A 14,423-nucleotide genomic window follows, 5' to 3' on the forward strand; every position below is an offset into this window, starting at 1 on the left:
TTCCCAACGTATGGCGAGATGCGCGCCGGAGCAAGGCCAGGGGAGCGCATGACGCCCTAGGAAGGTCGACTGAAGTATTCATCATTCGGCCATCTCCTACCATCGCGCCAGCGAGCATACCTTGTGTCAGGTCATCCTTGCCGATGGTAACCGGAAGCGGGGAGCGGCTTCGCCGTGCTGATGGTTACCCTGGGGGTGACGGCGAGGGCCTGTCCTCCCGGCGCGGATGACGCCCATTGGCGCCGCTCCGGATGCGTCCCCAGGCGGAACGCCGGGCCCTCGATATCGCCACTGTGCTGGCGGTGCGCAAGGGGCAGATCAGGCGCCAGCCATGGCCCCGCCGCTTATATTGATTGCCATCAATATATGCAGGCTAAAGTTTTTCCCTCGCATGCCGAAGTACTAGCGTTGATAGTTTGGCGATGCGCCTCAAGGCGCCAACTGGACCGAGGCACCGAGATGCAAGACGTCCCCATCGAACGGATCATGCAGGCCGGCCTGTTGAGCTGCGCGCCGGAGACGCCGCTGCGCGAGGCCGCCGAGTGCATGGCCCAGCGCTGCTGCAGCTCCATCCTGGTGATGGAGGCCGGCCACGCCCTGGGCATCTGGACCGAGCAGGACAGTCTGGCCGTCGACTTCGCCGACCCCTTGTCGGTGTGCCGGCCCATCTCGGCGGTGATGAGCCACCCCGTGGCCAGCCTGCACCGGACCACCCCGGTGAGCGAGGCGGCCATGCGCTTCACCGTCGAGCGATACCGCCACTTCCTGGTGGTGGACGACCACGCGCGGCCGCTGGGGATCGTCTCCCAGAGCGACGTGGCCCTGAACCAGGGGCTGGAGCCCTACCTGCGGCTGCGCGAGGTGAGCAGTGCCATGCGCCAGACGCCCATGGTACTGGGCGCCGGGACGAGCCTGGCCGAGGCGGCCCGCAGGATGCGCGAGGACGGTGAGGATGCCGCCGTGGTGGGCAGCGACGCCGAGGGGCTCGGCATCCTCACCGAGCGCGACCTGGTACGCTTCGTCGCCCGCCACCCGGGCAATGCGCCGATCGGCGAGCTGGCCAGCCGCCCGCTGCTGACGATCCGGGCCGACGATGCCCTGATCCAGGCCCGGGACCTGTTGATCGACCAGGGCGTACGCCACCTGGCAGTGCTGGACGAGAACGGCCACCTGGCCGGGCTGGTGGGCTTTCGGGACATTCTCGCCGGTGCCGAGCATGGCTACTTGCAGGACCTGCGCGACGCCCTCGAACAGCGCGACCAGGCGCTGGCCCGATCCCGCGAGCACCTGCAGCTGGCCGAGCGGGTCATCGAGGCCTCCCTGGAAGGCATCATCATCACCGATCCCCAGACGCGTATCGAATTCGTCAATCCGGCCTTCACCCACATGACCGGCTACCGCCTCGAGGAAGTGGCGGGCCACACCCCGGCGATCCTCTCCTCCGGGCGCCATGATGCGGCCTTCTATCGCGAGATGTGGCAGACCCTGCAGGAGCAGGGGTTCTGGCGCGGCGAGATCTGGAACCGCCGCAAGAACGGCGAGCTCTACCTGGAGCTGCTGACCATCTCCGCAATCCGCAACGAGGCCGGCGAGGTCGGCCACTACGCGGCGCTGTTCACCGACATCACCCATATCCGCGAGAACGAGGAGCAGGTGCGGCGGCTGGCCTACTACGATGCCCTGACTCGCCTGCCCAATCGTCGCCTGCTGGAGGACCGGCTCGCTCACGGCATCCACCATGCCCACCGCCACGCCCAGCGGCTGGCCGTGCTGTTCCTCGACCTGGATCACTTCAAGCAGGTCAACGACTCCCTGGGCCATGCCCTGGGTGACGAGCTGCTGGTGCGAGTCACCGAGCGCCTGCAGGGTCACCTGCGCGAGGATGACACCCTGGCGCGGCTGGGCGGCGACGAGTTCATCGTGCTGCTGCCCGACGTCATGGAGATCGACGAGGTGACCCGGGTGGCCCGGCGCCTGATCGAGTCGGTGAGTGCGCCCTTCGAGCTGGGCAAGCATCGCTTCCGGGTGGGCTGCAGCGTGGGCATCAGCCTCTACCCCGATGACGGGGACAGCGACGAGATACTGCTCAAGCGGGCCGACGCCGCCATGTACCGTGCCAAGCAGGAGGGGCGCAACACCTATCGCCTCTTCAAGGCGGAGATGCACCGCCAGGATCACCACAACCTGGCGCTGGAGACCGCGCTGCGCAACACCGCGGAGAGCGGCGAGGGGCTCTCCGTGCACTACCAGCCGCTGTTCGACCGCGACAGCGGCTCGCTCCAGGGCGCCGAAGCGCTGCTGCGCTGGACCCATCCCGACTTCGGGACGGTGTCGCCGGGCGAGTTCATCCCCCTGGCCGAGCGTTCCGGGCTGATTCTGCCCCTGGGCCGACGGCTGATGCAGCTGGTGGGGGGGCAGCTCCGCGACTGGCTCGATGCCGGCCTCGCGCCGCCGCGGGTGGCGATCAACCTCTCCGCCCGCCAGTTCTGGCAGAGCGACCTGGTGGCCGAGGTCGCCGACCTCTACGCGACGTATCGCCTCCCGGCCGGCCAGATCGGCTTCGAGCTCACCGAGAGCACCCTGCTCGACAAGCACCAGCAGGCCGCCGCCACTCTCGAGGCGCTGCGCACTCTGGGCTGCTATATCGCCATCGACGATTTCGGCACCGGCTATTCCTCGCTGAGCTACCTGCAGGAGCTGCCGGTCACCAGCCTCAAGCTCGACCGCTCCTTCATCCACGGCCTCGGCCAGTCCCGGGGCAGTACCGCGATCCTCGCGGCGGTGACGGGGCTGGCCCGGGAGCTCGGGCTGCAGGTGGTGGCCGAGGGCGTGGAGACCGAGGCCCAGCTCGCGGCACTCGGCGAGTATCACGTGACCCTGATCCAGGGCTTCCTCACCGGCCGGCCGGTGCCGGCGGATGCCTTCGCGGCCGCCTACCTGGCCCGGGAGCCCCAGAGCGAGAACTCCGGGTGAGCGACATGGCGGGCTGACACCCCTAGCGTTTCAGCCGGCCCAGGAAGTCGTTGATATCCAGCAGCTCCGGGGTGTCGTTGCCGGTGCTCGGGGCGGTGTCAGGGGGCGCCGGCGCCGCAGGCGCGCGGCGTCGGGGGGAGGGGGCCGGCGGTGCCTGGGGATCCCCGGCCACCGCCAGGCCGGTGGCGACGATGGTGACCCGCAGGCTGTCCTGCATCGCCATGTCCAGGGCCGTGCCCACCACCACCCGGGCTTCCGCGTCGGCGAAGGCCGCCACCCGGCGGCCCACTTCGTCGAACTCGGCCAGCGACAGGTCCGGGCCGGCGGTGATGCTGACCAGCACGCCGGCGGCCTCGGTCAGGTCGGTGGCCTCCAGCAGGGGGTGCTCCACCGCCGCCTGGATCGCCGCCTCGACCCGCGCCTCGCCCCGGCCCTCGCCGGTGCCGATCCGGGCACGTCCCGGGTGGCGCATCACCGCGGCCACATCGGCGAAGTCGATATTGATCAGGCCGGGATGGGTGATCACCTCGGCGATGCCGCTCACCGCCTCGCGCAGCACCTCGTTGACCGCGGCGAAGGCGCGCATCATCGAGGCGCCGGGGCCGAGGGTGGGCAGCAGCCGGTCGTTGGGCACCACCACCAGGGAGTCGACCCGCTCGGCGAGGGTGGCGATGCCCGCCACTGCGGCCTGGCGACGCCGGGCGCCTTCGAAGGTGAAGGGCCGGGTCACCACGGCCACGGTCAACAGATCCATCTCCCGGGCCAGCTCGGCGATCACTGGCGTGGCGCCGCTGCCGGTACCGCCGCCCATGCCGGCCATCAAAAACAACATGTCGGCGCCGGCCAGCCGGGCGCGCAGCCGGTCGCGGCTCTCCTCGGCGGCCTGCCGGCCGACCTCGGGGTCGGCGCCGGCGCCCAGGCCGTGGGTAGTGCCGCCGCCGATGGCCAGGGCGGCCGGTTGCGGCAGGGTCTCCAGCGCCTGGCGGTCGGTGTTCACGCCGATGACGTCGATGCCCTCAAGGCGGGCGGTGTCGAGCAGGTGACGAACGGCATTGCCGCCGCCACCGCCCACGCCCACGACCTTGAGGGCAGCGGGGTATTCCTCGGGATGCTGCGGGTCACTCATACGGGCCTGCGTTGCCGGTGGGTGGACGACCTGTGGCGTCAATGGCCACCTCCTCATCATCGGCCATTACGTCGGGGTCTTTAAATGCCTGTCCCCGTTCAAGTCCGCAGGGGGCAGGCCGATAAACCGAGGGTCGCCGGCGCCTGGCACCCGGGCCCGGCCGAGAAGGAAAAACTCCCCATCCACGAGAGTGATCATGCTGACTTCCCTGAGACTGCGAATCCTGGTCGCCACCCTGGTGGTGATCGCCGTGGCGTTGATCATCAACGGCGCGGCCGGCTACTACACCGTCAAATCCCACAACGATCGACAGATCGCCCAGCAACTCGATGCCATCGCCAGCGGCAATGCCCTGGCCATCGAGGAATGGATCGCCGCCCGCTCCCGCATGGTCGAAGCGGCCCGCGAGCCGGTCACCGGCGAGGCGCCGACCCGGGCGCTGATCCAGCTCGCCGAGTCAGGCGGCTTCCTGTCGACCTATCTCGGCCGGCCCGACGGCAGCCTGACCTCCTCCGACGGCTGGGTCCCGCCCGACGACTATGACCCGCGCCAGCGGGGCTGGTATCTCGCCGCCACCGAGCGCGACGAGACCATCGTCTCGCTGCCCTACGTCGACGCCAATACCGGTGGCATGGTGGTCACCGTCGCCACCCCGGTGAAGCGCAACGGCCGGCTGGTGGGCGTGATCGGCGGCGACGTGGTGATCGACAAGCTGATCGCGCAGGTCGCCGCCATCCGACCCACGCCCTCGAGCTTCGCCTTCCTGAGCAGCGAGGGCGAGACCCTGATCGCCCACCCCGATGCCGACCTGACCCTCGAGCCGCTGAGCCGGGTGAGCGAGCGGCTGACGCCGGCCTTCATGGCGGAGTTGGGCAGGGGCGAGGCGGCCTGGCGGCCGGTGGTCGTCGACGAGGCCGACAAGCGCCTTGCCGTGACGCCCATCGCCGGCAGCGACTGGGAGCTGGGGGTGGTCCTCGACGAGCACGAGGCCACCGCCGGGCTGCGCGGGCTGATGAGCGCCTCCGCGATCACCCTGGTGGGGGTGGCACTGGGCGCGGCGCTGCTGCTCGGCGCCCTGCTCAAGGTGGTCTTCCGCCGGCTGCTGGCGGTGCGCGATGCCATGGAGAACGTGGCCAGCGGCAGCGGCGACCTGACCCGGCGCCTGCCCGAGGACGGCAACGACGAGGTGGCGCAGATCGCCAATGCCTTCAATCGCTTCGTCTCGCGCATGGAGTCGGTGATGCTGACCATCCGCGACAGCAGCGAGTCGGTGCGGGTGGCCGCCACCGAGATCGCCACCGGCGGCCAGGACCTCTCGCGGCGTACCGAGAACGCCGCCTCCAGCCTGCAGCAGACCTCCGCCTCCATGGAGGAGATCACCAGCACCGTGGAGCACACCGCCGAGTCCTCCCGCCAGGCCAACGGCCTGGCCGAGTCGGCCACCAGCGTGGCGCGTCGCGGCGGCGAGGCGGTCGACCAGGTGGTGACGACCATGCAGGGCATCACCGATTCCTCGCGCCGGATCAGCGAGATCGTCAGCGTGATGGACGGCATCGCCTTCCAGACCAACCTGCTGGCGCTCAACGCCTCGGTGGAGGCCGCCCGGGCCGGCGAGCAGGGCCGCGGCTTCGCGGTGGTCGCCGGCGAGGTGCGCCAGCTGGCCAGCCGCTCGGCCGAGGCCGCCAAGCAGATCAAGGGGCTGATCGACACCTCCGCGGCGCGCACCGAGGAGGGCGCCACCCAGGTGCGCCAGGCCGGCGAGACCATGGCGGAACTCGTCGAGAGCGTCACCCGGGTCGCCGACGTGCTCGGCGAGATCACCGCCGCCACCGGCGAGCAGAGCGACGGCATCGGCCAGGTCAATGTGGCGGTCTCCGAGCTCGACCGCATGACCCAGCAGAACGCCGCCCTGGTGGAGGAATCCACCACCGCCGCCGAGCAGCTCAAGGACCAGGCCAACCGCCTGGCCGAGGCGGTGGGCGGCTTTACCCTGAGCCAGTGTTCAAACGCGGCCTTGAGCGGATACGAGGCGCGTCCGGCGTTGCCGAGTCGCGAGGCCGAGCCGGCCTGAGGCATCATTCTGGCGCTTGCGGGGCCAGGGAGGGCTCTGCGCCGTTGCTTGCCCCGAGCTCGGGGATGGCCACCCGGTGGCAGTCAAGGGCTAAAGTCGCCTGTAACGCTGCCGATAACACTTGGCAAATCCGCTAACAGGCGCTTGAAGGGGCACTTTCCATGGCAAGCATTTCATCACTTGGCGTTGGGTCCGGTCTCGATCTCGGCGGCCTGCTCGATCAGCTGCGTTCGGCGGAGCGGCAGAAGCTCACCCCGATCGTCGAGCAGAAGACGGAAGAGGAGGCCAGGATCTCGGCCTTCGGCCGGCTGCAGTCCGGCCTGGAGAAGTTCCAGACGGCGGTGGATACGCTCAACGACGCGTCCACCTATAGCAACCTGACTGCCAGCGTGCTGGGTGAGGGCATGACCGCCACCACCAGCGATGACGCGAACGCGGGCAGCTATGAGATCACCGTGAACCAGACCGCGCGCGCCGGCAGTCTGGCCAGCACGCAGGTGACCGACCTGGACGCTCCGCTGACCGGGGCGAATGCTAGCCTGGATCTAACCTTCGGCGATGGCTCCACCACCAGTGTCGCCCTGACGGAAGGCGCTACCCTCGGGGAGATTCGCGACACCATCAACGCGGACGCCGCCGCCGGCGTGGATGCCTCCATCATCAACGACGGCACCGGCTATCGTCTGGTGCTCAGCTCTCGCGAGAGCGGGGCCGATGCGGGTGTCAACGGCATGACGTTTACCAATGCAGACGCTTCCCTGGCCGAGGATGCCGCGACCCTGCAGGCCGGGCGCGATGCCGAGATGGACATCAACGGCATCGCCATCACCAGCACCACCAATACCGTGGAAGATGCTATCCAGGGCGTGACGCTGGAGCTGGAGCCCTCGGCCTCCGGCGAGACCCTGAGCCTGACGGTGGCGCCGGACACCGAGTCGCTCAAGGAAGCGGTGAAGGATTTCGTGTCGGCCTACAACGAGATGAAATCGACTGTCGGTCGCATGACCAAGGCCACCGGCGATGTGGAAACCGCCGGCGAGCTGGTGGGTGACCGTAAGGTGCGCACCATCGAGTCGCGACTCAGCCGCGATCTGACCAACCCCAGCAGTGGGGGCGACCTGGAGATCATGTCGTCGGTGGGCATTTCCCTGAACGACAGCGGTCGCCTGGAACTCGACGAGGACAAGCTGGACGAGGTGATCGCCGACAATCCCGAGGGGCTGCAGGGTTTCTTCGCCGGTACCAGCGAGGACGGCGGCTTCGCGGGGCGCCTGGCGTCCAGTCTCGACAATATGCTCGATACCGATGGCATGATCGAGCGCGCCATCGATAGCGCAGAGAGCCGGGTCGACCGCATCGAGGATCGCTACGATCGAACCGAGCGGCATATCAATCGTACCTTGGAGCGCTATCGTAGCCAGTTCAGCCAGCTGGATGGCATGATCGCCCAGATGAACTCCACCAGCGCCTATCTCTCCCAGCAACTGAGCGCGCTCAACCAGCAAAGTTGATGCGGACGCTCCCGTCGCTCCGGGCATCGCCACGATGGCCGGGGCGACGAGCTTTGTGACCCCAGCTACCCCAAGAGTGCAACGTGTTGCGTGATCGGCACCGCCAGGCGCCTCGGCCTGGCCTCGTGACTGGTGCTGGATCGGTGTCATTTTCCGGAAATCTGTGAAGAACCTAAAAAATGCTTGCCGCCCCCTAAAGTTTCCTGGCGAGACACCGTTATAGGGAGTAACGGCCAACGGCGCCGTTGTGGCAGGGCCCAATGTCGGGCCGTCAACCAGGACCCGAAGCGGGCCTCCGCCGCTGGAGCCCTCAACAGCTAGGAAGGTACTCACCATGTCCGTGATCAATACCAACATCACCGCTCTGATCGGCCAGAACAACCTGCGTGAATCCCAGGATATGCTGTCCAAGGCTCAGGAGCGCCTCTCCTCCGGCATGCGCATCAACAGCGCCGCCGACGACGCTGCCGGTCAGGCCATCGCCAACCGCATGAGCGCCCAGATCACCGGGATGAGCCAGGCCAGCCGTAACGCCAACGACGGCATCTCGCTGGTGCAGACCATGGAAGGCGGCCTCGACCAGATCAGCGACAACCTGCAGCGCATCCGTGAGCTGGCGGTGCAGGGCGCCAACGACACCAACACCGCTGAGGATCGCGCTTCCATCCAGCTGGAGATCGACGAGCGTGTCTCCGAGATCACCCGTGTCGCCGAGTCCACCAAGTTCAACGGCACCGAGTTGCTGAGCAACGCCACCACCCTGAGCATGCAGATCGGCGCCAACACCTCTGCCGCCGACCAGATCGATGTCGCGACCGTGTCCATGACCGCCGGTGACCTGACTGTTGATACTCTGGCGGTGGACACCTTCACGAATGCGCAGGACGCTATCACCGCTGTAGACTCCGCCCTGCAGCAGATCGACGATCAGCGCGCTACCCTGGGCGCCACCCTCAATCGCTTCGACTCTGTGGTCCAGAACCTCGAGAGCAATAGCACCAATCTGACCGAGGCGCGTTCGCGCATCGAGGACGCCGACTACGCGCAGGAGGTGTCGAACATGACCAAGGCCAACATCCTCCAGCAGGCCGGTACCTCCATGCTGGCCCAGGCCAACCAGACGCCGCAGAGCGTGCTGTCCCTGCTGGGCTAAGCATCACCCGGCATCACGGCCTGGTGCCGTGGAAATAAGAGGCTGGCCTTCGGGCCGGCCTCATTTGTTTCTAAAGGGAGGCAAAACAGTGGAAAAGTGGCCGGTCTTGGGGGGTATTCGTGCGAGTGTCGTAGACGCTCAGGCGCTATCGTAGTCAGCATCCCGTAAGACTCTCCGAAATTGACCGGCAAGGTGGTGTTCTCATGGCCAGGAAACAGGCGTGTCGACCTTCAAAACACAAGATGCCTCAGGCCGCGCATAGCCTGAAACCGACTGACGTGCAGGTTTTCGAATCGGCATTTGCCCGGCAGGACTATCACCGGGCGCTGCAACTCGCGGAATCCTTGGTGAGTCGTTCTCCTGCATCTCCTCAGGCCCATGAGCTGTGTGCCAACTCCTTGGGGCGACTGGAGCGTCTGGAGGAAGCCGTCGAAGCGATGCAGAAGGCGGTTGACCTGGCCGAGCGTGCCAGTGCCGGACAGCGGCTGAAGCTCGCTCAGTATCAGGTTCTGGCAGGCAAGGCCTCTCATGCCGTCAGCTTGCTGGAAGGCCTCGTCCAGGAAGAGCCGGAGAACGTCATGGCCTTGGCCTGGCTGAGTCGTGCCCACCATCAGCTTGGCCAGAACAGTCGGGGGCTGGAGGTCAATGACTGCCTCATGGCGCTGGAGTACCATCATGAGGAAGGCTTGCTGTGGCGTTCTCGCATCCTCGACCAGCTATCACGGCATGACGAAACGCTGGAGACCTTGCGCAAGCTGCATGAAGTTAACCCTCGCCGTGTAGGTGTGCTCAATCATATGGCCTCCCTCTTCACCAAGGAGGGCGATTACGATGAAGCCGAAAAGCATTATCGTGAAGAACTAGCGCTCGACCCTTCAAACGGGAAAGTGCACTCGAACTTCTGGATGTCGTCGCACTATAATCCGGCCTACGATGCCGGGTCTCTGTTCCGCATGGCCATCGAGTGGGATCGGCACTTCAGTGAGCGGTCGTCCCGGGGGCGAGCCGAGACGGTTAAAGATGCCGGTAAACGACTGCGAATTGGCCTCCTCTCCGGAGGTTTCAGGATGCATCCGGTCGGTCAGATGATCCTCCCGGCTCTCCAGAACCTTCCTAACGATCAGTTCGAGCTGGTCTTTTACAGCTCCAACCAGTACGTCGATAAGCTGACCCAGAGCGTACAGACGCTGGCCTATCGCTGGCAGTCCATTGAAGGGTTGAGCGATAGTCAGCTGGATAAGAAGGTTCGTGAAGACGAGATCGATATTCTGATCGATATGAATGGTGCGGGGGAGGGAAGCCGCTATCGCACACTAACCCGTGAACCCGCTCCCCTGATCGTCAAGTGGGTGGGGGGGCTCGTCAATACCACAGGGCTCGAGAGCGTCGATTACTTGCTTAGCGACCACATCGAGACGCCCGAGGGTGTCGATAAGCGTTATACAGAAAAGCTGATCAGGTTGCCCGACGACTATATCTGCTACCACTTTCCCCGCCATGCCCCGGCATGCAACGGGCTTCCCGCCCTGGCCAATGGCTACATTACCTTCGGCTGTCTGAACAACCCGGCCAAGCTGTCGGCCCCCCTGCTCCAGGAATGGTCAACGCTGCTCAAGGAAGTTCCCAACAGCAAACTGTTGCTTCGAGGGGTCCAGTTCGAGAGTAAGCGTTTCCGCGGCAAGATCACAGCCATCTTCTCCGAGCATGGTATTAGCGAAGATCGTCTCTTGCTGGAGGGGCCCGCAAAGCACGAAGAGTTTCTGGAGACCTATCAGCGTATCGATATTGCGCTAGATACCTGGCCCTACTCTGGGGGGCTGACTACCTGCGAGTCGCTGTTGATGGGCGTGCCCGTCGTCACACGGACAGGACCGACCTTCGCTGGCCGTCATAGTGCCACCCATCTGACGAATGCAGGCCTTCCCGAGCTTGTCACTGATAACTGGGACGACTTCCGTGCTCGCGCCAGGGAGCTGGCTGATGACCTGCCCAACCTGGCAGTGATTCGCGCCGCGCTGCGGACCATCCTGTTGGATTCACCCATCTGTAACGGGCCGCGCTTTGCCTCTCACCTGATCACGGCACTGCGTGCCATCTGGCAGCGTCACTGCGTAGGCAAGGCACCGGAGGCCCTGAGCTTCAGCAAGAGCGGTGCGGCGCAGTTCGCCGATGAAGATACACCCGTCAAACTGGCCCTGGCGTCTCAGGCCCAAGGCTTCGACTGGCAGCTCGAGAGTCCCGTTCTCACCGTAGATAACGGTGCCGTGCTGGCCATGAGGCGCGACGCCCGTGAGCTGCTGGGCAGTGGCCGGGTCGTCATGCTGAGCTTCGACCCCGCTGGCAAGATGGAGACGGTGGACCATCTTGCACAGTATGGCGAGATTCAGCACTTTCCCTATACGTCGTTGGGAGATGGTCAGCCTGCGCCCCTTTATCTCGCTGAAGGGCTGGAGCCGACGTCGCTGGCACCTATCGATAATGATGGCGAGCTTGAAACCCATGAGATTCCCACCGTGGCGCTCGATGGTATCGTGGGACTGCCGAATATTGATGTGCTTGCACTGGATGCATGCCACGATAATCTTTCAGTTTTGGGGAATGCATTCGAGGCGCTGCAGAATGCCTTTGCGATCCAGGTGGGTGTCGCTTTCGAGCCCGTTTCGGAACATCATCCTGATTTCTCGAGGGTGCAGTCGCTGATGCGAGAGATGGGTTTCCGGTTCCACTGTTTCGTCAGCGAGAAAAAGAAGAGCTGGTTCCCTGAAGGTGCGGTTGTCGAATCGCGTACGGCTTCTGAGTTGAAAGTTGTAGAAGCGCTCTTTATTCCCGGTCATGACCGCATGGGCAGCTTTAGTGTTGCGCAAAGAGTAAGGCTTGCCTTTATCCTGCATGCCCTTTTCGGGGCCAATGATGTCGCTTTCCGAATCTTGAGTGATGTGGATGAGAGCCTCGCCATACAATATCTGGATGACGAGAGACTTGTGAGCTCAACAAGTGATGCCGGTACAGTGGGGCCAGAGATATCCTCTCATGCTGTAGATGAGGAGGAGACCATTGCTGTTGAGCTGGAAAAACTAATGAACGAAGAATGGTGAGGTGAAATTATGATGCCGCCTATCAACAAGAAGCCGGAACAGGGAAAGTGTGAAGCAGCTCAGAAGGAAGCGCCTGTGGCATCCTCTCGAGAAAGTGAGTTCATGGCGCTTTTAAAAACTGCAAAGAAGAGTGAGTTGGCAGCTATGGCCAAGCTGCTTATGCCTTTTATCGCTCAGGCAGAGCTGGGGCAAATCCGGATTTGGGGAGAATCGAGTCGACTTCATCTGGAGAGGGCGACGATTTCCGTGAATGATCTACTCGTCAATACTCGATCAGGCCACGTCACGGTGGAAGAAGAATGCTTCTTCGGTCATCGCTGTATGCTGCTGACTGGTACTCATGACTATACGAAGACGGGCCGTGAGCGCCTGTTGGCAGTACCTGATTCTGGCCGGGATATTCATGTTAAGCACGGTGTATGGCTCGGCTCCGACGTCACGGTGCTTGGTCCGGCCGTCATCGGGGAAAATTCCGTGGTTGCTGCCGGTAGTCTAGTGACGGGGGATGTACCACCTAACACGATCGTGGCGGGGCGTCCTGCAAAACCCGTGAAAAAGATTGATGGTACTGCGCTATGAGTTTGACGACTAAAAACCTTGTTTTTACTGTGACACACGGCAGAACAGGCACCACCATGCTTACGGAGGTCTTCAAGATGTTTGATGATACTCTGTCAGAACACGAGCCGGAGCCCAACTACGCTAAGGTGTTTCCGCACGTTAAAGATGATCCCAGGCACGCACTCGGTTTCTTAGAAAATAAGCTTTCGCGTATCGAAGCTATTGCACAGTCAAATTATGTGGAAACCAGCAATGTGTTTGGCAAAGGGTTTCTTGTTCCGCTTTTGCGAATGGGGGTGAAGCCAGGGCTGGTTTTCTTGAATCGTAATTTCAGGGAAACAGCGAAGAGTCTGTTCAAGAGGGGGAGTACTCCCATGCGTACAGAGCGGGGAAGGCATTACTCCGCTGATCCTAGAGCTCCGGGAAGTCTTCCCGTTTTTTCTCCGGATAAGCTCTCCGACTACCAGCTATGTTTTTGGGGTGTGCTGGATTCCTATTACCGTCAGCTCATGGCCCAGTCCATCTATGACGAGGAGGGTGGTGTGTATCATTGGGTGACAGCCAATGATTTCCATGATTTTGAGAAGACCCTAGAGGTGGGGCGGAACTTTGGGCTGGAAGTTTCGGATTTGGAGAAGGCTAGAGATTATCATGGTTCTGTCGTGCGGGAGCATCATAACCCTAATCGTGGCGGTCGTGATGCCGGCTGTATGGATTTTGCCGGTCAAGAAATAGAAGTTCTTGACCGAGTTTCATTTTTCGTGCCAAGACTTGTGGACGAATTTCTGGCGGGAGACTTTATTGGCCATGATGTCGTCGAGGCAATCTATGGGGGTAGGTAAGTAGGTGTCGGGTTCCTGGTGATTGATTACGCGCTTGGCAAATCCCCCGGCCGTTTGGCTTGCCATTCCTTCATCGATGCCATCGTTGACTGATGGCGTAGCTCTCTGAAGTCTGGGAGATCAGGCAACAGACGGTCGGGTGCGGTTGCCCTCGCGTGCTTGCTCGATCTCGCCCCGCTGCTGAGCCAGCTCGAGCTGGGCGGTGAGCAGCTTCTGGCTGGCCTGGGCGGCCACCTGGTGATCCTTGGTCAAGGTGTCGGTCGGTGCCAGGGCAGCGGCGATGATCTGCTGCATCGTCTCGATGGTGGCCTGGGGGGCGCCCTTCACCTCTCCGTAGTCGAAGGGCACCTCGCCGGCCACGGCGTAGCGATCGCCGTCCGGGCCCGCTGGTACTCGTAGCTCGGTGAGCCCACGTAGGGCCCGCCAGTGATCTGGTGGGCCTTCTCGTGTGCCCGGGGCTCCCGGTCGATGCGTTCGAGCTGCTTGACCTCATGCCGCTCGGCCTCGCTGAGCGCGTGGCCATTGGGCTTGGTGGGCGTGTCCACGGTGGCGGGAGAATCGACTCGCCTGGTCGAGTCTTGCGGCCCCGAGTCGTCGGGGCCAATGGCGCGCTGGACTTCCGTGATCATGGACGGGTAGGCGGGTGTCACGACAGGGGAAGCCAGCATGGCGGTGTCTCCGAGGATATCAGAGCATCGAATGATAAAGGATTACTGTCCCTTCCCAACCTTACAAGTGACGCTTTCCCTGGTACGCCATGCCCACCATCGACGTGATCATCGAACTTTCCCCCGAGGCTTGCCTGGCCCACTACGAGGGCCGGGTGGGGATGGTGCGCACGCGCAGCCTGGACGGGCGGACCGTGCTGTTTCCCGCCGAGGCGCTGCGACGAGTGGTCACCCGGGACGGGGTGCATGGCGTCTATCGGCTGACGTTCTCGCCGGAGGGTCGCTTCGAGGATATTGGCCGGATGCGGCCGCGGCCCTAGTCGTGGCGCTTGCGCCAGGTTGCGTCTCCTGCCTTGATCCCTTCCCTGTCCCCAGCTCCCCGTCGTTTTCAAGAGGCGCACAGCCGTCGCCGCCATTGTCATC

Annotated in this window: 9 protein-coding genes and 1 pseudogene; 8 read left to right on the forward strand and 2 right to left on the reverse strand. The window is 63.9% G+C overall.

Annotated features, from left to right (window positions below):
• Window positions 1–459: 459 nt before the first annotated feature.
• Complete coding sequence (locus EKG36_RS08810) at window positions 460–2,973, forward strand: EAL domain-containing protein (RefSeq protein WP_221766062.1); 2,514 nt, start codon at window positions 460–462, stop codon at window positions 2,971–2,973.
• 22 nt (window positions 2,974–2,995) lie between these two features.
• Here EKG36_RS08810 and ftsZ read toward each other — a convergent pair whose 3' ends face one another.
• Window positions 2,996–4,099: a cell division protein FtsZ gene (ftsZ, locus tag EKG36_RS08815; protein ID WP_126483172.1), complete on the reverse strand. Its 1,104-nt coding sequence runs from the start codon at window positions 4,097–4,099 to the stop codon at window positions 2,996–2,998.
• Between the two features lie 196 nt (window positions 4,100–4,295).
• Between ftsZ and EKG36_RS08820 the strand changes: the two genes are divergently transcribed.
• From EKG36_RS08820 to EKG36_RS08845, 6 genes are all read left to right on the forward strand, one after another.
• On the forward strand, window positions 4,296–6,170 hold the full coding sequence (locus EKG36_RS08820; protein WP_126483174.1) for a methyl-accepting chemotaxis protein: 1,875 nt from the start codon (window positions 4,296–4,298) through the stop codon (window positions 6,168–6,170).
• 161 nt (window positions 6,171–6,331) lie between these two features.
• Window positions 6,332–7,681, forward strand: coding sequence for a flagellar filament capping protein FliD (fliD, locus tag EKG36_RS08825; protein WP_126483176.1), 1,350 nt, complete (start codon window positions 6,332–6,334; stop codon window positions 7,679–7,681).
• A gap of 334 nt (window positions 7,682–8,015) precedes the next feature.
• On the forward strand, window positions 8,016–8,834 hold the full coding sequence (locus EKG36_RS08830) for a flagellin N-terminal helical domain-containing protein (RefSeq protein ID WP_126483178.1): 819 nt from the start codon (window positions 8,016–8,018) through the stop codon (window positions 8,832–8,834).
• Window positions 8,835–9,037: 203 nt separating this feature from the next.
• A complete protein-coding gene (locus EKG36_RS08835) occupies window positions 9,038–11,929 on the forward strand; it encodes an O-linked N-acetylglucosamine transferase, SPINDLY family protein (RefSeq protein ID WP_126483180.1) in 2,892 nt (963 codons plus the stop codon).
• A 9-nt stretch (window positions 11,930–11,938) separates the two neighbouring features.
• Window positions 11,939–12,508 (forward strand): acyltransferase, encoded by a 570-nt coding sequence (locus EKG36_RS08840; RefSeq protein ID WP_126483182.1) that lies wholly within the window; start codon window positions 11,939–11,941, stop codon window positions 12,506–12,508.
• A 77-nt stretch (window positions 12,509–12,585) separates the two neighbouring features.
• Entirely contained in the window at window positions 12,586–13,332 is a 747-nt protein-coding gene (locus EKG36_RS08845; protein WP_126483184.1) for a hypothetical protein, read from the forward strand.
• Between the two features lie 120 nt (window positions 13,333–13,452).
• Here the strand turns inward: EKG36_RS08845 and EKG36_RS21085 are convergent.
• Window positions 13,453–14,000, reverse strand: a pseudogene (locus tag EKG36_RS21085) (putative metalloprotease CJM1_0395 family protein).
• Between the two features lie 89 nt (window positions 14,001–14,089).
• Between EKG36_RS21085 and EKG36_RS08855 the strand changes: the two are divergent.
• Entirely contained in the window at window positions 14,090–14,320 is a 231-nt protein-coding gene (locus tag EKG36_RS08855; protein ID WP_126483186.1) for a DUF2835 family protein, read from the forward strand.
• Window positions 14,321–14,423 lie beyond the last annotated feature (103 nt).

Source organism: Halomonas nitroreducens (genome assembly GCF_003966155.1).
Lineage (GTDB): Bacteria > Pseudomonadota > Gammaproteobacteria > Pseudomonadales > Halomonadaceae > Halomonas > Halomonas nitroreducens.

Coding starts and splice junctions, on each gene's coding strand:
- EKG36_RS08820 (WP_126483174.1), top strand. CDS start 4,296: ATGCTGACTTCCCTGAGACTGCGAATCCTGGTCGCCACCCTGGTGGTG.
- EKG36_RS08810 (WP_221766062.1), top strand. CDS start 460: ATGCAAGACGTCCCCATCGAACGGATCATGCAGGCCGGCCTGTTGAGC.
- EKG36_RS08835 (WP_126483180.1), top strand. CDS start 9,038: ATGGCCAGGAAACAGGCGTGTCGACCTTCAAAACACAAGATGCCTCAG.
- fliD (WP_126483176.1), top strand. CDS start 6,332: ATGGCAAGCATTTCATCACTTGGCGTTGGGTCCGGTCTCGATCTCGGC.
- EKG36_RS08845 (WP_126483184.1), top strand. CDS start 12,586: ATGTTTGATGATACTCTGTCAGAACACGAGCCGGAGCCCAACTACGCT.
- ftsZ (WP_126483172.1), bottom strand. CDS start 4,099: ATGAGTGACCCGCAGCATCCCGAGGAATACCCCGCTGCCCTCAAGGTC.
- EKG36_RS08840 (WP_126483182.1), top strand. CDS start 11,939: ATGATGCCGCCTATCAACAAGAAGCCGGAACAGGGAAAGTGTGAAGCA.
- EKG36_RS08855 (WP_126483186.1), top strand. CDS start 14,090: ATGCCCACCATCGACGTGATCATCGAACTTTCCCCCGAGGCTTGCCTG.
- EKG36_RS08830 (WP_126483178.1), top strand. CDS start 8,016: ATGTCCGTGATCAATACCAACATCACCGCTCTGATCGGCCAGAACAAC.